Origin of the sequence: Chamaesiphon minutus PCC 6605 (assembly GCF_000317145.1) — a bacterium.
GTDB lineage: Bacteria > Cyanobacteriota > Cyanobacteriia > Cyanobacteriales > Chamaesiphonaceae > Chamaesiphon > Chamaesiphon minutus.
The window spans coordinates 3,552,537-3,571,309 of the sequence record NC_019697.1 but is presented as its reverse complement, the minus strand read 5'-3'; the positions used below and the strand labels follow the sequence as shown (position 1 = coordinate 3,571,309).

Annotated in this window: 20 protein-coding genes and 2 pseudogenes; 10 read left to right on the top strand and 12 right to left on the bottom strand. The window is 47.4% G+C overall.

Features of this window, described 5'->3' with window-relative positions; genetic code table 11:
• Window positions 1-75 precede the first annotated feature (75 nt).
• Window positions 76-798, top strand: a complete 723-nt coding sequence (locus CHA6605_RS16400) for an SIR2 family NAD-dependent protein deacylase (protein WP_015160530.1) — start codon at window positions 76-78, stop codon at window positions 796-798.
• A gap of 91 nt (window positions 799-889) precedes the next feature.
• Window positions 890-1,162: pseudogene (locus CHA6605_RS37325) on the top strand (type II toxin-antitoxin system RelE family toxin).
• Window positions 1,163-1,167: 5 nt separating this feature from the next.
• Here the strand turns inward: CHA6605_RS37325 and CHA6605_RS34255 are convergent.
• Window positions 1,168-1,305: a hypothetical protein gene (locus CHA6605_RS34255; RefSeq protein ID WP_157260013.1), complete on the bottom strand. Its 138-nt coding sequence runs from the start codon at window positions 1,303-1,305 to the stop codon at window positions 1,168-1,170.
• A gap of 38 nt (window positions 1,306-1,343) precedes the next feature.
• Between CHA6605_RS34255 and CHA6605_RS16390 the strand changes: the two genes are divergently transcribed.
• Window positions 1,344-4,010: a DEAD/DEAH box helicase gene (locus tag CHA6605_RS16390; RefSeq protein ID WP_015160528.1), complete on the top strand. Its 2,667-nt coding sequence runs from the start codon at window positions 1,344-1,346 to the stop codon at window positions 4,008-4,010.
• Here the strand turns inward: CHA6605_RS16390 and CHA6605_RS34250 are convergent.
• From CHA6605_RS34250 to CHA6605_RS16380, 3 genes are all read right to left on the bottom strand, one after another.
• Window positions 3,991-4,152 (bottom strand): hypothetical protein, encoded by a 162-nt coding sequence (locus CHA6605_RS34250; protein WP_157260012.1) that lies wholly within the window; start codon window positions 4,150-4,152, stop codon window positions 3,991-3,993. The two genes, CHA6605_RS16390 and CHA6605_RS34250, sit on opposite strands and share 20 nt — an antisense overlap.
• Window positions 4,149-4,751: a Uma2 family endonuclease gene (locus tag CHA6605_RS16385; protein ID WP_015160527.1), complete on the bottom strand. Its 603-nt coding sequence runs from the start codon at window positions 4,749-4,751 to the stop codon at window positions 4,149-4,151. The genes CHA6605_RS34250 and CHA6605_RS16385 overlap by 4 nt, the downstream gene beginning before the upstream one ends.
• Window positions 4,752-4,910: 159 nt before the next feature.
• A complete protein-coding gene (locus tag CHA6605_RS16380) occupies window positions 4,911-5,303 on the bottom strand; it encodes a J domain-containing protein (protein WP_015160526.1) in 393 nt (130 codons plus the stop codon).
• Between the two features lie 100 nt (window positions 5,304-5,403).
• Here CHA6605_RS16380 and CHA6605_RS16375 point away from each other — a divergent pair, with 100 nt between their 5' ends.
• Both CHA6605_RS16375 and CHA6605_RS16370 read left to right on the top strand, forming a co-directional pair.
• Window positions 5,404-6,192, top strand: coding sequence for an ATP-binding cassette domain-containing protein (locus CHA6605_RS16375; protein ID WP_015160525.1), 789 nt, complete (start codon window positions 5,404-5,406; stop codon window positions 6,190-6,192).
• Between the two features lie 171 nt (window positions 6,193-6,363).
• Window positions 6,364-7,893 (top strand): glycine betaine ABC transporter substrate-binding protein, encoded by a 1,530-nt coding sequence (locus CHA6605_RS16370; RefSeq protein ID WP_015160524.1) that lies wholly within the window; start codon window positions 6,364-6,366, stop codon window positions 7,891-7,893.
• Between the two features lie 331 nt (window positions 7,894-8,224).
• On the opposite strand, the gene CHA6605_RS16365 is transcribed toward CHA6605_RS16370, so the two are convergent.
• Complete coding sequence (locus tag CHA6605_RS16365) at window positions 8,225-8,725, bottom strand: orange carotenoid protein N-terminal domain-containing protein (RefSeq protein WP_015160523.1); 501 nt, start codon at window positions 8,723-8,725, stop codon at window positions 8,225-8,227.
• Between the two features lie 222 nt (window positions 8,726-8,947).
• Here CHA6605_RS16365 and CHA6605_RS16360 point away from each other — a divergent pair, with 222 nt between their 5' ends.
• Window positions 8,948-9,364 (top strand): nuclear transport factor 2 family protein, encoded by a 417-nt coding sequence (locus CHA6605_RS16360; protein ID WP_015160522.1) that lies wholly within the window; start codon window positions 8,948-8,950, stop codon window positions 9,362-9,364.
• A 43-nt stretch (window positions 9,365-9,407) separates the two neighbouring features.
• Here the strand turns inward: CHA6605_RS16360 and CHA6605_RS16355 are convergent, their stop codons facing one another.
• Complete coding sequence (locus tag CHA6605_RS16355) at window positions 9,408-9,695, bottom strand: hypothetical protein (RefSeq protein ID WP_015160521.1); 288 nt, start codon at window positions 9,693-9,695, stop codon at window positions 9,408-9,410.
• Window positions 9,696-9,908: 213 nt separating this feature from the next.
• Between CHA6605_RS16355 and CHA6605_RS16350 the strand changes: the two genes are divergently transcribed.
• Window positions 9,909-10,835, top strand: coding sequence for a pirin family protein (locus CHA6605_RS16350; protein WP_015160520.1), 927 nt, complete (start codon window positions 9,909-9,911; stop codon window positions 10,833-10,835).
• A 74-nt stretch (window positions 10,836-10,909) separates the two neighbouring features.
• Here the strand turns inward: CHA6605_RS16350 and rimI are convergent, their stop codons facing one another.
• The 3 genes from rimI to CHA6605_RS16335 all read right to left on the bottom strand — a co-directional run bounded on the left by rimI (window position 10,910) and on the right by CHA6605_RS16335 (window position 15,384).
• Window positions 10,910-11,410, bottom strand: a complete 501-nt coding sequence (rimI, locus tag CHA6605_RS16345; protein WP_015160519.1) for a ribosomal protein S18-alanine N-acetyltransferase — start codon at window positions 11,408-11,410, stop codon at window positions 10,910-10,912.
• Window positions 11,411-11,673: 263 nt separating this feature from the next.
• Complete coding sequence (locus CHA6605_RS16340) at window positions 11,674-13,446, bottom strand: aspartate kinase (RefSeq protein WP_015160518.1); 1,773 nt, start codon at window positions 13,444-13,446, stop codon at window positions 11,674-11,676.
• 276 nt (window positions 13,447-13,722) lie between these two features.
• The gene (locus CHA6605_RS16335) at window positions 13,723-15,384 is read right to left on the bottom strand and encodes a CTP synthase (protein WP_015160517.1); all 1,662 of its coding nucleotides are present in this window, start codon (window positions 15,382-15,384) and stop codon (window positions 13,723-13,725) included.
• 154 nt (window positions 15,385-15,538) lie between these two features.
• Between CHA6605_RS16335 and CHA6605_RS34245 the strand changes: the two genes are divergently transcribed.
• Complete coding sequence (locus CHA6605_RS34245; protein ID WP_015160516.1) at window positions 15,539-15,718, top strand: ribbon-helix-helix domain-containing protein; 180 nt, start codon at window positions 15,539-15,541, stop codon at window positions 15,716-15,718.
• Between the two features lie 23 nt (window positions 15,719-15,741).
• On the opposite strand, the gene CHA6605_RS16325 is transcribed toward CHA6605_RS34245, so the two are convergent.
• Window positions 15,742-16,437, bottom strand: coding sequence for a transposase (locus tag CHA6605_RS16325; protein ID WP_198288354.1), 696 nt, complete (start codon window positions 16,435-16,437; stop codon window positions 15,742-15,744).
• On the bottom strand, window positions 16,377-16,943 hold the full coding sequence (locus CHA6605_RS16320) for a helix-turn-helix domain-containing protein (RefSeq protein ID WP_041547411.1): 567 nt from the start codon (window positions 16,941-16,943) through the stop codon (window positions 16,377-16,379). Before CHA6605_RS16320 ends, CHA6605_RS16325 begins: the two co-directional genes overlap by 61 nt.
• 166 nt (window positions 16,944-17,109) lie before the next feature.
• Here CHA6605_RS16320 and CHA6605_RS16315 point away from each other — a divergent pair, with 166 nt between their 5' ends.
• Both CHA6605_RS16315 and CHA6605_RS31745 read left to right on the top strand, forming a co-directional pair.
• Entirely contained in the window at window positions 17,110-17,385 is a 276-nt protein-coding gene (locus CHA6605_RS16315; protein WP_015160515.1) for a hypothetical protein, read from the top strand.
• Between the two features lie 33 nt (window positions 17,386-17,418).
• Window positions 17,419-18,258: a hypothetical protein gene (locus CHA6605_RS31745; RefSeq protein ID WP_015160514.1), complete on the top strand. Its 840-nt coding sequence runs from the start codon at window positions 17,419-17,421 to the stop codon at window positions 18,256-18,258.
• Here the strand turns inward: CHA6605_RS31745 and CHA6605_RS16305 are convergent.
• A pseudogene (locus CHA6605_RS16305) lies at window positions 18,241-18,765 on the bottom strand (Uma2 family endonuclease); the annotation flags it as partial. The gene CHA6605_RS31745 and the pseudogene CHA6605_RS16305 sit on opposite strands and share 18 nt — an antisense overlap.
• Between the last annotated feature and the right edge of the window lie 8 nt (window positions 18,766-18,773).

Here is an 18,773-nt window from a genome sequence, read left to right as displayed (position 1 = left end):
CGCCAATGCTGCTAAGAGCATATTAAAAACATTATCCCTAACGCCAACACTCATCTAATCTCCAGTTAATAAAGTATGTCACAACCGATCGATCCAAATCGAGTAGTCATTTTCTCAGGTGCTGGCATTAGTGCTGAAAGTGGATTAACCACATTTCGCGATCGAAACGGATTGTGGAGTCGATCTAAAATTGAAGATGTGGCGACACCAAGTGCTTGGGAAGCAGATCCAGAAATAGTTTTACAATTTTATAACGAGCGGAGAATACAGACAGCTAAGGCACAGCCAAATGCAGCTCATTTGGCAATTGCCGAATTAGAAGCTAAATATGAAGTAATTGTCATCACTCAAAATATCGACGATCTCCACGAAAGAGCTGGCTCATCGAAGATAATCCACGTTCATGGGGAAATTACTAAAGCTAGAAGCTCGATCGATAGTTCTCTAATATATCCGATTGGCGATCGCCAGATTCAACTTGGTGATAAATGCGAGAAAGACAGTCAGCTACGCCCGCATGTCGTTTGGTTTGGTGAAGATATCCAAAACTTTGAAGTTGCCAGAGCCGCACTCAATACTGCGGGTAAAGTACTAGTTATTGGCACGTCTTTAACAGTTTATCCAGCCGCCTCGTTACTAAATCGGGCTAGGTTTCATGCTGAAAAAATTCTCGTGAGTCTAGAAATTGACAAAAAACCTTTTGGTTATAACTGTTGGAGTGAAAAAGCCAGCATTGCTGTCCCTAATATTGTCCGGCGGTGGTTGGAAGGAGAATATTTAGGTCGATCGAGACAGTGAATTTATATTCAAAGCCTACATCATCCACACTTTGAAAGTCTGTTTCTTTCGATGACATTAGTCTACGTCAAGTAAAATAGATGACAATACGATGGCAAAGTTAGATGGACTCGAAGCAGTTCTGGATTTTCTCAAGGGATTACAACCTAAAATAGTTGCCCAAATTGCGAACAAAGTGATGTCGTTGAGTATCGATCCTTTCCCAGCAGACTACAAATAATTAACTGGTTATCCGGGATACTATCGCGTCGATTCTGGATAATATCGAATTGTATATCGTTTCGAGCCAGATGTGGATTTAGTTGAAGTAACTTTGGTTGGCAAGCGCAACGATGATGAGGTCTATAAACAACTCAAACGTTGATTGGGCTAGATCCATTTATTAGTCGTTGCATTGATACCAGTAGTCGCTCGATCGTCACCAAACAACGTGTCAGCTTTAAGACGATCGCGCCCGACCGTAATTTCCGAATATACTGTATAGTATCGAGACTTAGCTACCGCCACAATCTAACCTCGCGCCACCGTCTGTGAAGTTAAACGCTATGACCACCTCTGCTATTACTACCGAGCAATTAAAAGATATATTTCCATTTCCACTCGATCGGTTTCAACTTCAGGCGGTAGATGCACTCAATGCCGGAAAATCGGTGGTAGTCTGCGCTCCAACTGGTTCGGGCAAAACGTTAATTGGTGAATATGCCATTCATCGCGCCCTGCGACAGGGACGCAGAGTCTTTTATACCACCCCGCTCAAAGCTCTCTCCAATCAAAAGTATCGAGATTTCAGGGCGGAATTTGGTGAAGGTAATGTCGGCTTGCTGACTGGGGATATTTCGATCGATCGGGATGCGCCGATCGTGGTGATGACCACCGAAATCTTTCGGAATATGCTATATGGTACCCGCATCGGCGAAGTCGGGACTTCGATGGTAGGTGTCGAAGCCGTGGTGCTTGACGAGTGCCATTATATGAATGACAAACAGCGCGGTACCGTCTGGGAAGAATCGATTATTTACTGTCCGCCGCACATTCAGCTCGTCGCGCTCTCTGCCACCGTTGCCAATAGCAAACAATTGACCGAATGGATCGGTGCCGTTCATGGTAGCACCGAACTGATCTATTCGGACTTTCGCCCCGTCCCCTTGGAATTTCACTTTGTAAATCCCAAAGGAATTTTGCCATTACTCGATCCTAATACTGCCAAACTCAACCCCAAACTCAAAACCCATCGTCCGACTGGTAGCCGCAAAGCTGAAGATGTCCCCAGCATCGGCTTTGTCGTCAGCAAGCTCGCCGAGCGGGAAATGTTACCCGCCATCTACTTTATCTTCAGTCGGCGCGGGTGCGATAAAGCTGTCGCCGAGATGGCGACGATGCAATTAGTGACTCCGGCTGAATCAGCTTTACTCAAGATCCGCATCGATGACTTTCTCGATAAAAATCCCGAAGCAGCACGGGCGGGACAAGTAGAACCACTGTATAAAGGTGTTGCCGCTCACCATGCAGGCATTCTCCCCGCGTGGAAATCATTGGTAGAAGAACTATTTGGCATGGGTTTGATCAAAGTCGTATTTGCGACAGAAACCCTCGCCGCCGGGATTAATATGCCCGCCCGGACGACAGTAATTTCCAGCCTCTCCAAGCGCACAGACCAAGGACATCGCCTGCTGACGGCATCCGAATTTCTCCAGATGGCCGGACGTGCCGGACGACGCGGTAAGGACGTGGTGGGCTATGTAGTGGCCACTCAGACGAGATTTGAAGGTGCCAAGGAAGCAAGCGACTTTGCCACATCTGCACCCGATCCCTTAGTGAGTCAATTTACGCCCACTTATGGGATGGTCTTAAATCTACTCCAAACTCATACCTTAGAGGAAGCTAGAGAACTAGTCGAACGCAGTTTCGGACATTTTACCAAGACGCTCCATCTGTTGCCCCAACAGCAGAGCATCGGCGATATCAAAAAGGAATTGAGCACTCTCCAGGAAAGTTTGAATAAGATCGATCCTAATGTTTTAGCTGACTATGAAACCGCCCATTCTCAACTTAAATTAGACCAAAATCAGCTCAAAAATCTCCAACTCTATACCGAACAAGTCCAAGCCGGACAAGTCAGCAAACAATTACCCGCAGCCTTCCCAGGCACGATCCTCAGCCTCAAAGGCAAACACGTCCCCGTCGCTACGCCATTACCCGCCGTCCTCGTCACCAAAATTGCCGGATCTGGTTACAAACCCGCTCTAGTCTGTCTGGGACAAGATAACCGCTGGTACGTCGTCAATCATCAGGATGTCGTCGCCGTCCACAAACATTGGTCGGAATATGGCGGCAAACAGCGGGTACCGCAGGTAGTATCCCTGCTCCCACCTGCGGATATGCCCCTCAAACCCGGACAAGTCCGCAAGGGAATGACCCTAACTGCCGAAATTGCCCAAAGCATCCCCAATCTCGAACCGCCAGCCACCGCCGAATTAACAGCCCAAGTCAAAACCGTCGCCGAACTCAAAACCAAGCTCGAAAATCATCCCGTCTGGGAATGGGGCAATCCCGCCACATTGCTCAAACGCTACCGCCGCCAAGCCACATTAGAACAGGAGATTAAAGATCTCCAAGATACACTGCAAACCCAACTCGATCGACATTGGCAAGAATTTCTCAATCTGATTGAAGTATTGCGTCAAGTCAATGGTTTGCAGGGCGTCCTCCCCACCCGGATTGGCGAAGCCGCCGCCGCCATTCGTGGGGATAACGAGCTATGGATTGCCCTCGCGCTGATGTCTGGTTATCTAGATACTTTAGATCCGCACCATTTAGCCGCAGTCATCTGCGCCCTCGTATCGGAAACCCCCCGCTCCGACAGTTGGACGAATTACGATCCGGCTGATGAAGTAGTAATGACCCTCAGTGCCCTACGCGGCTCTCGCCGCCAACTATTCCAAATCCAACGTCGCTATCAGGTAGCTCTCCCCGTCTGGATGGAGTACGAGCTAGTCGGCATCGTCGAAAACTGGGCGTTGGAAGTATCCTGGACGGAATTGTGTAGCAATACCAATCTCGATGAGGGCGATATCGTGCGGATGTTGCGTCGCACAGTGGATTTATTGTCGCAGATTCCCTATGTACCTCATGCTAGCGATGCTTTACAAGCAAATGCCAGACGAGCGATTCAATTAATCGATAGATTCCCCATTAACGAATCGATCGCGTAATTACAGGATTGCTTCTCACAGCACGACCGCGATCGAATACCGCACGATTGAAATCGTCGCTCATGTTGCAAAGTCCGCCTTCGCGGACTAAGATTTTCTTAACCCGCGAAGGCGGGTTTCGCATCACTAGCGGCGGTTTCAACCGCTGACTCCACTGCCAGCACTCATCACTTCGATCGCAGTCAAACCTAACTCTGGAAACGTTGGAGAAATAATCGCAAGATCGCCAACAAACACAGTATCACTATAAGCTCCATCCTTTAGGACACAAATAGTTACTTTAAGATCGATCGGATCGACAATCCAATATTCTGGAATATCTAAGACCGCATATTCGCTATGCTTGGCTCGATAGTCCACTGTTGCCGTCGAAGGACTCACCACCTCTACCACCAATAATGGCGGGGGTTCATTTAGTGGAATTAAAGATTCCCGTTTTCTCAAGCCATTCCACTGTTCTAAAGTTAGCACCACGACATCTGGCACTCGTGCGGTTTCCCACCGCGTGCCCCTTGGCGACTGAATCCCAATCTTCATGTCTTTAGAAACCCAATTCAGCCCTACCCGTTTGATTTCAGCCTTGAATCGATCGTTGAGAAATTCACTAATATCGCCATGTTCTCCCGTTCCTAATGACATCTCAACCAACTCCCCATCCACCAGCTCATAGCGATTATCCGTACCATCTTCATAAGTGAGGTACTCCTCAATCGTGATGCGTTTTGTCGTGGCGATTGACATGGGGCAATCTCTCCCTTAATTGACCTGATTATCATCATATCAACACGCTAGGCAAAAAATGTAATTCTCTGATGGAGAGGCTCCAATAGAGACGATCGACTCTCGATTTGTTTGAAGATGAGTTAATCTGCTTTATCGTAAGTAATCGATCGATTTTCACTACTGTTTTTCCCAGTGGTATCGGGCAAATCCAGCCCGATAACCCATGACTTGCCCGTGTAGTTCCCAGATTTCTAGTGGGGGTTGGAGTTCGATGAGTCGGTATGTAATCCAGCCGTGTTTGTAGCCGCGACGTTCCACGATCGATAGCAAGCCCTGATAGACAACAAACCAGTCGCTGAGTGATGTTGGGGGTGGAGCGGATTGATTAAAGTGGGGATTATTAGGTGCCAGATGATGGGTTAGTCGATCGTAGGCATCATTAATCGCCACCATGGCGGCGTGAGTACCACCGCGATCTGGATGATTGATTGCAGCAGCTTGGCGGTAGGCTGATTTGATTTGAGCTAGAGATGCGTGGGGCGATATGCCGAGAATTTGATAGGGATTCATGCACCTGGAGCGGATCTATCGATCGGGTACTGTCGATCGATCCCCAGCGTAAAATCTACGCTACGATCGAATTAAGTGACTTGCCGAGATTTACTATTCTATGCCCCAATCGTCAGAAATTGCTGTTGAATTTCGGGATGTCGGTTTTGATATCGTCGGAGAAGCCTCTGCACGGGAGCATCGGCGCAAGATTTTAGCTGGCTTGAATCTGAGCATTTATAAAGGGGAAACGATCGTGTTGTTGGGGCGCAGTGGTAGCGGCAAAACTACGATGCTCAGGTTAATCAATCACCTCGCGATTCCGACTACTGGCGTAGTATTAGTCAACGATCGATCGACTGCCGATTGGGATACGATTAAACTCAGACGCAGAATCGGTTATGCGATTCAGGATATTGGTTTGTTTCCGCACTTTAATGTCAGTGAAAACATTGGATTGGTACCTTCATTAGAGCAGTGGCAAACACCGCGCATTGAGGCACGAGTTTATGAGCTATTAAACTTGGTGGGATTGGAACCAGAAGTATTCGCACGACGCTATCCCCATCAGCTTTCAGGGGGGCAACGTCAGCGGGTGGGTGTGGCGAGAGCTTTAGCTGCCGATCCGCCGATTTTATTGATGGACGAACCTTTTGGCGCGCTCGATCCGATTACGCGGTTGGAACTTCAACGACAGTTTCAATATTTACAACGACAATTAGGTAAGACGGTTGTCTTTGTCACTCACGATATTCAAGAGGCTTTTTTGTTGGGAACGCGAATCGGTTTGATGTATGAAGGTAATCTGGTGGTATTAGGAACGAAGGACGAATTGTTACAATCTCAACATCCAGAAGCACGAGCTTTTATTGCTTGTTTGAATGCCTGGGAACAGGGGAATAAAATTTAGTTATCTTAAATTTTGAACCGATACACAGATTTAGTTACTGCCACAATCTCAGGGTACCCACAAGGGGCACCCCTACAGATTAATTGTGTAGGGGTGCCCCTTGTGGGTACCCGAAGATCTACGCTAGTACTAATCTTTCTGAACTGTTGATATTAGTTGTAGGAGATTGCTTTGTTTTCAAATGAAGATGTTGCAGAGATAATTTTACGCAGCGGCGAACACTTAATTTTAGTGACGATCGCGATGATAGTAGCGATCGCGATCGGGATTCCCTTGGGGATTGCGATTACTCGCTATCCTAAGTTTGCTCAACCTATTCTTGGCGTCGCTAATGCGCTCCAAACTATTCCGAGTTTGGCAATTTTTGGCTTTCTAATTTCTGTACCATTTCTGGGCGGGATTGGTAAGAATCCGGCGATCGTCGCGCTAACTCTGTACGCACTACTTCCATTAATTCGCAATACTTATGTCGGCATAAATAGTGTCGATCGAGCGATTAGAGAAGCGGGAAGGGGGATGGGAATGACCGATTGGCAATTGCTAACTCAGGTAGAGATTCCGCTCGCTTCAGGAGCAATTTTGGCGGGGATTAGAGTAGCAACGGCGATCTCCGTCGGCGTCGCCACGATCGCGGCGGCGATTGGTGGCGGTGGTTTGGGGGTATTTATTTTTCGGGGATTGGCAACACTCGACAATCGCCTGATTTTGATGGGTGCAGTACCCGCAGCAGCGATCGCTTTGGGCGCAGATTTGGCTCTAGGATGGATAGAGCGGCGACTTAGGGAACAACCACTACGCCGAGGTAAACTCGATCGAAAATATGCGATCGGGGGTGGCATACTGGCATTACTAATTGCTGGATTAGTTGGAATTAATTATTTCCAGGCACCGCCGACAATTGCGATTGGCTCTAAAAATTTTACCGAGCAGGTGATTCTTGGCGAATTACTCGCCCAACAGATTGAAATGCATACAAATATTAATGTCGATCGACAATTAAATTTAGGCGGTGCTTTTATCTGTCACGAAGCAGTCAAAGCCGGAAAAATTGCAGGCTACGTCGAATATACAGGTACCTCGCTCATCCAAATCTTAAAACAAGCCCCAATTAAAGATCCGCAGGTAGTACTCGATACCGTCAAACAAGCCTACGATCGCCAGTTTCAACTCGAAGTCATGTCACCGCTGGGATTTGAGAATACTTTTGCCTTCATCATCCGCAATGAAGATGCCCAACGGTTGCAAATTAAGACGCTTTCGGAAGCTGCTAAATATACGCCCCAGATGCGCGGTGGATTTGGCTATGAATTTCTAGAACGTCAAGATGGTTATCCAGCTTTAGCCAAGACTTACGGTTTAAAATTCGCCAAAATTCAACAGATGGAATTTAGCCTAATGTATCCCGCGATCGAGAAAAAGAGCGTCGATCTAATTGCGGCAAACTCCACCGATGGATTAATCCCAGTGCTAAATTTAACGATTTTAGAAGATGATAAAAAGTATTTTCCGCCCTATCAAGCCGTACCAATTTTTAATCGAGCGACGCTGAAAAAGTACCCCCAGATACAGCCAGTTATCGATAAATTAGCCGGAAAGATTTCGACTCAAGATATCCAGCAGATGAATTATCAAGTGGATAATAAATCTCGTCCTGTCGATCGAGTCGTGCGAGAGTGGCTCAAGTCTAAAAATTTGACTTAGATTATTTTAAATCGATCGGTTAAATACTCGGTTAAATACGTAGTAAGTTTTGCCCTCACCCCGCCTTCGCCTCTGGCTCCCCTCTGCTTGGTGCAACGCACGCCGTAGGCATACGAAGCGAGACGTGCCGAAGGCGGAAGCCTCAGCGCGATTGCATCCGCTCCCAAATTTGGAAGCGGTGCGCCCACGCCTTTGTTTCCCGACGGTTTAGCTCAACAAGATAGAGGGGTTGGGGGTGAGGGCAAAAGAATTTTGCTGGTACAAGAAGGTTTTGTAATGAAAATTTGGTATTACCCTAAAAATTTAGGTATTAATACACTCGCTAAAATTTTTATAAACCTGTTGCCTCATCGTGAGCACTAGTCTCAGGATCGGCACCCATATTTGCTACTAAATTGCGTAAAACTGTTATTTGCTCTGAATGCTCCATTGCTTGAAGTTTAGTCATGCATTGAGTCGCTTCCTCTGACATTTGATAGTCGGCTGGCATGGGGATAATTTCAGTCCGATCCATACCTTGGGCGAGTAAATACCAAAATAGTAATTTAGTAGTATCGCTGAGCGCGCCATATTCCCGACTAATTAAGCTATTTTTGCCTTCTACCAAATCCCGTTGGATTTGCAATTGCTCTTCGTGGCTCATTTCGGCTACTTGTTTGAACAAGCCTTCGGCAATCGTTGGTGCTGCGGTACTAGCTCCGGGTGCAGCAGGTGTAATTGATTTGCCAATTTCCTTATATATAAACCACAATAATGCAAGCTGTTGGTCTGTGTCTAAAGCGGTAAATGCAGAAGTCATTTCCGGCTGAATATTAGAAATACTTGTTGTCACAATACTGTCCTAATTCGTCTCCTCTACAATACTCATAATCTATTCGGTATCATACCTACTTTAGAAAGAGACGACGATCGGTCGAAAGACAGATAGAATTATTTATTATTTGTGCTTTGATATTTATGTAATAACAAATAAAAATCGCGATCGAAAAGCTACTGTTTTCACGATTCGCGATCTCGATTATTTGCCTCATTGCAAAATATATAACTGACGCTCGTGAGCATAACTCCTACCTCCAGTTCGGGATTATTAATCGATATCGATGGAATTGAAGAGCCGACCATTGCTGCATACTTTAGTGGCTTGAACAGTGGTGAGTTCGCAGCCACCGCCGAATTATTTGCCCAGAGCGGTAGATTAGAGCCGCCATTTGAAAATCCGATCGAGGGTAGAGAGGCGATCGCTAAGTATTTAGCGACAGAAGCCAAAGGGATGACCTTTTGCCCGGAGTCTGGCGCAATGCTACTAAAAGATAGCGAGCTGACTCAGTATCACGTCCAAGGCAAAGTAAAGACTAATTACTTTACTATTAACGTAAGTTGGTTGATGCAGCTAAATACAGATAAAGAGATTTTGCTAGTAGAAGTCAAGCTTTTAGCCGCATTAGAAGAATTACTAAAGTTTAGTAAATAGTGAATAGTTAAAGGTGCCAATGACTTAGCTGCCAATAACTCACTTACACACCACGATCGCGTTCCATGTCGTACAAGATTTTCTCCCAGTACCATTGCTCGGATCGATCGGGATTGCTGCGACGCGCGCTGTCGAGCAAACGTTCGATCCGCCCCATGTCGTGTCCGGCAATAACGATCGCACGGCGACGCGTATCGGGATCGACAGTACCTTTGCGCTGCCACTCTTCAAAAATTTGGTCGGCACGAGATTTCTTGGAAAAATGCTCTAGGGCACAATATAGCAATACCACGCCGACGATCGCTAGCAGAACTGTCAAACCGATACTCATACAATGATTGTCAATAGACTACGATCGATATATTCACGGCTGGGTAAGACAAAACTGGACAAAAATCCTACTGGATTGTGGATTGCGGACTAGGAAAACCTTGCTGTACTCAGAGTCGTTGGCGTAGCCTCTCGGAACGAGAATCGAACCATCTGTCATCATTGTTGGCTAAATTTAGTGTGACAAGCGATCGAGTTCGAGATTCGATCGATAATGAAATATATTTGTCTCGATCTCTCCACAGCAATTATGGCCGATCTCTTCGAGCATCTTATCGAACCTCACATTCAAGACTTGGGCGGATTTCAAGCCCGTCGCTTATTGCCTGCCGAAACACTGACGATGGTCGGCCCATTTATCTTTTTCGACCATCTCGGCCCAGCCGTATTTCCACCAGGTAAAGCTGTCGATGTGCGACCGCATCCGCATATTAATTTGGCGACAGTTACTTATCTATTCGAGGGTGCCTTAATGCATCGCGATAGCCTCGGTAGCGTTCGCGAAATTCGTCCGGGTGCGGTCAACTGGATGACAGCCGGACGCGGTATCGTTCACTCAGAGCGGACGCCAGATGACCTGCGGAGCCAAGAAGCGACGCTCCATGGGATTCAAACTTGGCTCGCGTTGCCCGCCGAATCTGAAGAAACCGAACCCTCGTTCGAGCACTATCCCGCCAGCGATTTACCCAGATGGGAGACTGAGGGAGTATCATTTACACTGATTGCTGGCACGGCATTGGAGCGGACTTCCCCCGTGCAGACATTTTCGCCAACGATCTATCTCGATGTGCAACTTGCCTCGGGAGCGAAATTTACGTTACCAAGCAACTATTCAGAGCAAGCTATCTATACCGTGACCCCAGGACTCCAAATCGATGGTACGCCCATCGAACAGCATCGCTTAGCTATGCTCAAGCCAGGATCGGCGGTGACTATTTCTGCCGAAAAGGCAGCTCGGTGTATGGTTATCGGCGGCGAACCCGTCGGCTCTCGCATTAAGTGGTGGAATTTTGTCTCTAGTCGTCCCGAACGAATCGAGCAAGCCAAGCAAGATTGGCAACAAGCCAAATTCGCTCGAGTCCCAGGGGAAACCGAATTTATTCCTTTGCCCGAAGAACCGCGTTTGGAACAGCCGCTTTGAGGGATTGGGGATTGGAGATTAACGTTCTTCTCACATCCCTATCACCCATCCACCCATCCACCCCTTTACCTCCCTCAAACAACAATGTGCCTAAAATTAGGGTCTTGTAAACCGCCGCGCCACATGATGATGCCGTCTTCGCCAGTATCTTGGTAGTATTTCTTACGGCGTCCGACTGTTTGGAAGCCGTTTTTTTCGTAGAGGTGAATGGCTCCATGATTGGAATTGCGGACTTCTAGCGTCGCGCGCGCCATCTGGATCGATCGAGCTTTGTCGATTAAGGCACTCAGGAGCATTTGTCCCAGTCCTTGGCGTTGATACTGGGGATGGATGCCCAGTAAGGTGATATGAGCTTCATCTAAAATCGCCCAGAAGCATCCGAAACCGACGATTCCGGATGTGTCTGGTGCTAAGCTTTTATCGATCGATACGCCGATAAAATGGCTATTTTCATTGGTCAATTCGCGCCGATAACTATCGATCGACCATAATCCTCCAAAGCATAAGCGATCGAGGATAACGATCGAGTCGATCTCTGCGACCGATATTGAGTTAATAGTTACATCTAAACCCACTTAGTATTGCTGAATTAGGTATTAGGCTTTAGGTATTAGGTATTAGGTATTAGGTATTAGGTATTAGGCTTTAGGTATTAGGTATTAGGTATTAGGCTTTAGGCTTTAGGCTTTAGGTATTAGGTATTAGGTATTAGGTATTAGGTATTAGGTATTAGGTATTAGGCTTTAGGTATCAGGTGTTAGGTACTAGGACGATCGCGAAATAATTAGCAAGACGCAAGCGTCTTCAATTCTAGAGCTTGAAGCCCAAAGCTTAAAGCCTATCCCAACCCAAACGCCCGATGAACGGTCTTAAGCGCGTCGATGCCTTGAGATCGAGCGACAACGCAGCTAATTTTAATTTCAGATGTGGAAATCATTTGAATATTAATTCCGGCTGCGGCGAGGGCATCGAACATTTTGGCGGCGACGCCAGGATTGCTAACCATGCCCGCGCCGACGATACTGACTTTAGCGATCGATTCATCGACGACGACAGATCCACACCCCAATCGGGTAGCGGAAGCTTCGAGGACGCGTTTGGCATCGGCGGCATCGTTTTGGGCGACGGTGCAGGCAATATCTCGCGTGGCGACACCTTCGATAATGCGGGTGCGTTGGGATTGGATGATCGCATCTAGGCTGATATTATTTGCGGCCAAGATGCCAAATAACTCTGCTGCCATACCGGGACGATCCGGTACTTGCAGTATAGCTAATCTCGCACGATCGCGATCGAGGGCGACGCCGCGTACTGAGGGGGCGGCAACTGGTGGGATCTGACTTTCATTGGCAGAGGTGGAAATCTCAAAGTGCTGACAGAGTGCGGCAATGGCTCGATCGCAATCTTCCGAGGCGATCGTACAACTGACTTTGATTTCGGAAGTCGAAATCATTTGGATATTAATGCCCGCATCGGCGAGGATTCTAAACATTTGGGCGGCTACTCCAGGTCTACCGATCATCCCCGCGCCGGAGATGCTGACCTTGGCAATATCGTCCGCTACGAGGATGCCATCGTGGCTGGGGATAAAGTTGTCATGAAGCACAGGCGAGATGGCTTCAGCGACCGCCTGGGCGCGTCCGATTGCTTGTTTGTGGACGGTAAAGGCGATGTCATTGGTGTTACCTTCGTGGATCGATTGGACGATCAGATCGACATCTACTTGTTCGCGAGCGAGTGCGCCAAATAATTGTCCGGCAATCCCCGCGCGATCGGGTACTTGCAATAACGCGATCCTAGCTTGGTCGGTGGTAAATCCGACGGCATCGACAGCTCGCGCGATTTCCAAACCCGTAAGGGGACGGGGCGCAGGTACTGGCGAGATTACCCAGGTGCCAGGGTCGTCAGTCCAACTAGATCGTACTACTAACGGGACGCCATAATTTTTGGCAATTTCTACCGCGCGGGGGTGCAATACTTTCGCGCCTAAGCTGGCGAGTTCGAGCATTTCATCGGCGGTAATTTCGGTCAGTAATTTGGCTTCTGGAACGATGCGGGGGTCGGTCGTCAAAATGCCGGGAACATCAGTATAAATCTCACAAGCACTAGCTTTGAGGGCAGCAGCGAGGGCAACGGCGGATGTATCCGAACCGCCTCTACCCAACGTGGTAATATCGCGATCGCCTGTAGCACTAACGCCCTGAAATCCAGCCACGACGACGACTTTACCCTCTTGGAGGTGCCGTTTGACGCGATCGGGTGCGATCTCCAAAATCCGCGCGCGGGTATGCTCGGCTTCGGTTTCGATCCCTACTTGCGCGCCAGTGAGGGAGATTGCGGGTTGTCCCAATTCTTGGATGGCAATACTCAATAATGCGATCGTCACTTGTTCGCCTGTGGCTAGCAGCATATCCATCTCGCGGCGGGACGGTTGGCTGGATAACTCATGTGCTAGTTTGACTAAGCCATCGGTGGTTTTGCCCATCGCCGAAACGACGACGACTAGATCGTTGCCAGCGTTGACTGTATCTACCACTCGCCGAGCGACTGCTTGAATCCGCTCTGGGTCACCAACTGATGTTCCCCCATATTTTTGGACGATTAATGCCATCTCTTTACTAAATATCCCCTTGATTACATTTAACTAAGATTGTGCGGTGAATTCTCCCCACCAAATCAAATCTGTGGTTTGCGTGCGAGTTTGTCGGGTTTCCCGACGGTTTAGCGCATCAAGACGTTCTCCCCCCAGATCTGGGTTCTCCAGCACCAGTAACTTAAAACTAAGCACTCTTCCAAAATCTGTAGGTAATGGATACTTTATAAGGGGGTTAACACAGCCGCAAACTGAGTCTTATAGATTTACTAAATCGATCGCGATCGACAGCATCTAATCTACCCGATCGACTGCCAATTCTGGAACAGTATAATGCTCGACGTGAGACTCTGTCCCGACGATTCTTGCCAGAGCGGCGGACATCAACCCTTTAAATAAGGGATGCGGTAAGCTTGGCGTAGACTGAAATTCTGGGTGAAACTGGGTCGCGATAAAGAACGGGTGCGTGGGGAGTTCGATAATTTCGACGAGGCGAGTATCGGGGGATGTCCCGCTGACGCGATAGCCACTGTTGAGAAATAGATTGCGGTAGGCGTTATTAAACTCATATCGATGGCGATGGCGTTCGTAGATCGCGGTTTGTTGATAGAGTTTGTGGGCGAGGGTATGTTCTTCCACCCGACAGGCGTATAAGCCCAGACGCATCGTCCCGCCGAGATCGACGACATCTTTTTGTTCGGGTAATAAGTCGATAATTGGATTAGGCGTATCGGGATCGAATTCCGAACTATGAGCACCATCGAGGTTAGCCACATTGCGCGCCCATTCGATCGTTGCTGCTTGCATTCCCAAACACAATCCCAGGAACGGGATCTGATGCTCGCGTGCGTACTGAATGGCGGCAATTTTGCCCTCTACGCCACGAATGCCGAACCCACCAGGGACGACGACCCCTTGCACGTCTGCGAGGTATTTAGCCGCACCCTGGCTCTCTAAATCTTCAGAGTTTACCCAGACGATTTCTAGTTTCGCACCTGTCGCGATCGCGCTATGCTTGAGAGCTTCAACTACCGACAGATAAGCATCTCCGAGTTGGGTGTATTTACCCACCAAGGCGATTTTAACTTCCTGAGTCGATGTCTGCATTCGATCGACTAAATTTTGCCACTGAGTCAGATCGGGGGTACGCTGTTCGAGCTGGAGCAGATCGATCGCTTGCTCGGCGAGTCCTTCCCGTTCCATAATTAGGGGCACTTCATAAATGCTGCTGGCATCCGGCGCATTAATTACCGACTCGACAGGTACATCGCAAAATTCTGAGAGCTTTTCTTTAATTCCTCTCGGTAAGGGTTGGATGCACCGACACACTAAGATATCTGGTTGAATCCCGATCGATCTTAATTCTTTAACTGAGTGTTGCGTCGGCTTAGTTTTCATCTCACCCGCAGTCGAAATCCACGGTACGAGGGCGACATGGAGATAAATTACATTCCGGCGTCCGACTTCTTTGCGGAATTGACGGATGGCTTCGAGAAATGGGAGCGATTCGATATCGCCGACGGTACCGCCGATTTCGGTAATCACAATATCGGGATTGGTATCTTTAGCAACTCGATCGATCCGTTCTTTGATTTCGTTGGTAATATGCGGGATAACTTGAACTGTACCGCCATTGTAGTCGCCGCGCCGTTCTTTATTAATTACCGCTTGATAAATCGAACCTGTCGTCACGCTATTGAGCCGCGACATGGACGTATCGGTAAATCGCTCGTAATGTCCTAAGTCTAAGTCTGTCTCGGCTCCATCTTTGGTGACGAATACTTCCCCATGCTGGTAGGGACTCATGGTACCCGGATCGACATTGATATAAGGATCGAGTTTGAGGATCGAGACTGAATAGTTGCGCGATTTGAGCAGTCGTCCCAAGCTGGCTGCGACAATGCCCTTGCCAATACTCGAAACTACGCCACCAGTGACGAATACAAACTTAGTCATTGTTTTTGGTTTTCTCTACTTACTCGATTACTATCGCAGACGGCAAGCCGTTCGACTAAATCATTGTAGACCAATCACTGCCAATTGCCTCGTGCTACACAGCTCATAATCTGGCTTATGCTTAGTACTATCCGCAACACCATTGAAAAAGATCGTGAAAATATCTATTTCCTTGCCCAATGAACTGGTGCGCTATATCGATGAAAGAGTGGACAACCGGAGCCAACTAATTGAATCATTGCTCTGGGATTGGCACAAAAAACAGCAACAACGAGAAATACTCTCCGCTTGCTTGGTTTTGGACGAACGATCGTCAGCAGAGGATCTAGTATAGAGCGGCGGAAATAAACCAAGTATCTAAGAGGTTAGAGGTTTACCCTTGTAAGTCCATTTGAAGGGTTTGGCCATCGTAATGTTAAAGTAGTCCACAAACTCATGGATCCGGGCTTTCAAGTGATTTGTACTGGTAAAGCTACCGCGTCGTAACAATTTCCGTACTAGAATCCCAAACCAGATCTCAATCTGATTCATCCAAGAACAATGTTTGGGCGTGTAATGAATCACTAGCCGATGGTTTGGGTCGGCTAAAAATTGCGCTCGCGTCTCCATTGACTTCAAAATCCCCGACTGACCTTTAACACCCAGCTCCTGTGGAGTTGTCTCTAATCCGGCCACCAGCCTAACCAGCGTCTCGGATTGATGGGTATTGAGACAATCCATGACCAAATGGTATTTTGCGGCAGTGGGATATTGTGCTAAGGAACGGGTGACATGCTCGGCGAAATCAGCTTCGGTTCGAGTTGCGCCCACACTGGCCAACGCAATTCGACCAGTTGCCACATCGAAACTGGCAATTAATGATTGAGTTCCGTGTCGAGTATATTCAAACTCTACACGTTCGCACTGTCCTGGTTTCATCGGAATATTTGGCATAGTTCTCTCCAGTGCTTGAATCCCAGTCATTTCGTCCAGGCTGAGGGTGACTTCTCCTGTCAGCGCACGTTGGGGTGCTTGTTCGTAGACACGACAGATGTGTTCAACTTTGTGCCCCAATTCTGGGTCGGGGGGGGATGCAACCAGTAACTACTCTGGTGGGGTTTGAGTTCGGCTTCAGCTAGGAGTCTGCCCACATGTCGCTGGCTAATCGATGCGACGATGCCCTGTTTTATCAGTTCGGCGGCTAATTCTCTGCTCGTCCACTGACTGATGGGACGGCCGTACTGTTCGGGCGGGGCACATGCGATGGCGTATAGTTGTGTGATTTGTTCGAGGGTGAAGGTGGCTGGCGCACCTGGTCGCACGGCATCCATCAGCCGCTCGATGGCTGGCAGTTGTCGATCCTTCAACTCCAACCATCTGTTTCGCCATAATCTACTCATATCCTTGCTAATTTCTAATGTCTCAGCAATCTCACCGTGACTTTTCCCTTGGGCTGCCAAGACGATGATTTTGGCTCGGAGTGCGATTTGTTGTGGCGTTTTCTTGCGCTTGAGTAGTTGTTGTAGTTCGGCTTGTTCTACTTCATTGAGTGTAATTAGGGCAGCGGATAATCTTGGCATCCTCTGTGTTCCTCTCATTTTGATGAGCTGCTTTCAATCATAGGTCTATTTACGCCGCTCTGTACTAGAATGGCAACAAGCCGCAATTACCGATTAGATTGTCAATAATCCATCCTCGCAGACATAATAGATATGTAATCTTTGTGCTTTTGTGAGAATTAGTATTATGCTACCAGTCAACTGTACGGATGGACATCAAGACTTTTTTGACTCGCTCGATTGTGCCCATCAGCAAGAGCAAATTACAACCGAAAGTCATGTCAAACCTGTGGCGACGATCGTTAATTATGAAAACTTAACCAAACTAGAAACTTTTGAAGACGCGCTCGCTACAACACAGTTAAAACAAGCCATGGTTGAGACTACAGGGTTTGTAACTGCGGTAGAGTTACTAAAAATGCGCTCGATTCTCCCAGGAGAGGCTATCGCCAACGATAGCTGAAAATTATCCTTACTAAAAGGAAATTATAACCACATGAAAGATAAGACTTTAGTACAGTTAAAAATTCAAGATGATCGAGGCTCTATTATTAATGCACATGTGGAATATTTTAGTCCTTCCTGGCCAGACTGGATTCTGGAATTTACATCGCCTATTACTGAAAAATTATCCTTTACAGCCACAGATGTATTTGAATGCTTAACTCAACTGAGATTAGAACTTGCAAAACATGGTTGTAAACCATTATGCGCTGGAGCTAGGCTTGATGTATATCTATCTGGAATGCATAGAGACATGGGCAGTGGTTTAAGCGCACAGATTATGAGTTTAGGCTCTGAGGTCGATTGGAAAGATCTTCAGGTAGGTATATTTGACTATGCAGAACCAGATTCGATCGCCTCTGTCGAAGAGCAATGGAATTATTATGGTTCTCTATTTTTGTGCAGTTATGAACTAAAAATACAGCATCATAATGGTTCGATCGTGGAAGGAATTATTCATGAGAGTAGAATTCTAGAACCGAACAATATAAAATTCACATCTGTAGTTACTCCAGATATTCAAGCAAATGGTACGAATGGGTTTGAGTGTTTGGCAATTCTCAGAGTCGAACTTGAAAAATATGGTTATCGCCCACTTTGCAACGGAGCAAGATGTGATGCTTATGCTCTACCTATGGATATAGATGATGGTGGAATCTTCGTACACATTCTCACCATAGGTAAACTACCTAATCAAGTAGATCGAGTAGATACTTTTGACTACGCTGAACCACCTTTAATTGTATCTGTCGCAGAACAGAGAAAAAATTACGAGTCTTGGATTGATTCGATTAAATCTGTTCCTGAATCAGAATTAGTCGATTACTTGTGACAACTGCTGTACGAATTCACTATGCTCTGCTGCTGCCAAACCTGCCTGTAATACTGCCAAAACTCGCACCATATTTCCGGCGAGTAAATCCTCCACCGCCAGCCACAAACCTGGAAAAATGCGACTGCGAATCGTGCCATCGGCATCTATCGGTAAAGAGATATATTCCCCTTCTTGCCAGCAAAACCAATCAACTTTCCGATCGAATACTTGCCAGACGATATATTCGGGGATGCCATTGCGACGGTAGGCGCGTTTTTTATCTCCCAGATCGATCGCGGCACTACTAGCGGCGATTTCTACAACTAATTCTGGTACCCCTTCAATGTAATCATCTTCACTTACACGCGATCGACCGCCGCATTGTTCTTCAATTAACAATACTGCATCGGGCTGAGGTTCGTTATCTGAGTCTAGCCGTACTGTCGGCGCATCCCCCAGTGCCACACCTGGAGTCGTAATTTTATAAGTCCACAACCAACCCATAATATTGCTATGAGGTTCGCCGCATTAGT

Bases quoted from the DNA above. Each gene is read 5' to 3' on its own strand.
- CHA6605_RS16315 (WP_015160515.1), top strand. From the start codon at position 17,110: ATGCTACCAGTCAACTGTACGGATGGACATCAAGACTTTTTTGACTCG.
- CHA6605_RS16400 (WP_015160530.1), top strand. From the start codon at position 76: ATGTCACAACCGATCGATCCAAATCGAGTAGTCATTTTCTCAGGTGCT.
- CHA6605_RS16335 (WP_015160517.1), bottom strand. From the start codon at position 15,384: ATGACTAAGTTTGTATTCGTCACTGGTGGCGTAGTTTCGAGTATTGGC.
- CHA6605_RS16340 (WP_015160518.1), bottom strand. From the start codon at position 13,446: ATGGCATTAATCGTCCAAAAATATGGGGGAACATCAGTTGGTGACCCA.
- CHA6605_RS16355 (WP_015160521.1), bottom strand. From the start codon at position 9,695: ATGAGTATCGGTTTGACAGTTCTGCTAGCGATCGTCGGCGTGGTATTG.
- CHA6605_RS31745 (WP_015160514.1), top strand. From the start codon at position 17,419: ATGAAAGATAAGACTTTAGTACAGTTAAAAATTCAAGATGATCGAGGC.
- CHA6605_RS16375 (WP_015160525.1), top strand. From the start codon at position 5,404: ATGCCCCAATCGTCAGAAATTGCTGTTGAATTTCGGGATGTCGGTTTT.
- CHA6605_RS16320 (WP_041547411.1), bottom strand. From the start codon at position 16,943: ATGCCAAGATTATCCGCTGCCCTAATTACACTCAATGAAGTAGAACAA.
- CHA6605_RS16380 (WP_015160526.1), bottom strand. From the start codon at position 5,303: ATGAATCCCTATCAAATTCTCGGCATATCGCCCCACGCATCTCTAGCT.
- CHA6605_RS16390 (WP_015160528.1), top strand. From the start codon at position 1,344: ATGACCACCTCTGCTATTACTACCGAGCAATTAAAAGATATATTTCCA.
- CHA6605_RS16385 (WP_015160527.1), bottom strand. From the start codon at position 4,751: ATGTCAATCGCCACGACAAAACGCATCACGATTGAGGAGTACCTCACT.
- CHA6605_RS16350 (WP_015160520.1), top strand. From the start codon at position 9,909: ATGAAATATATTTGTCTCGATCTCTCCACAGCAATTATGGCCGATCTC.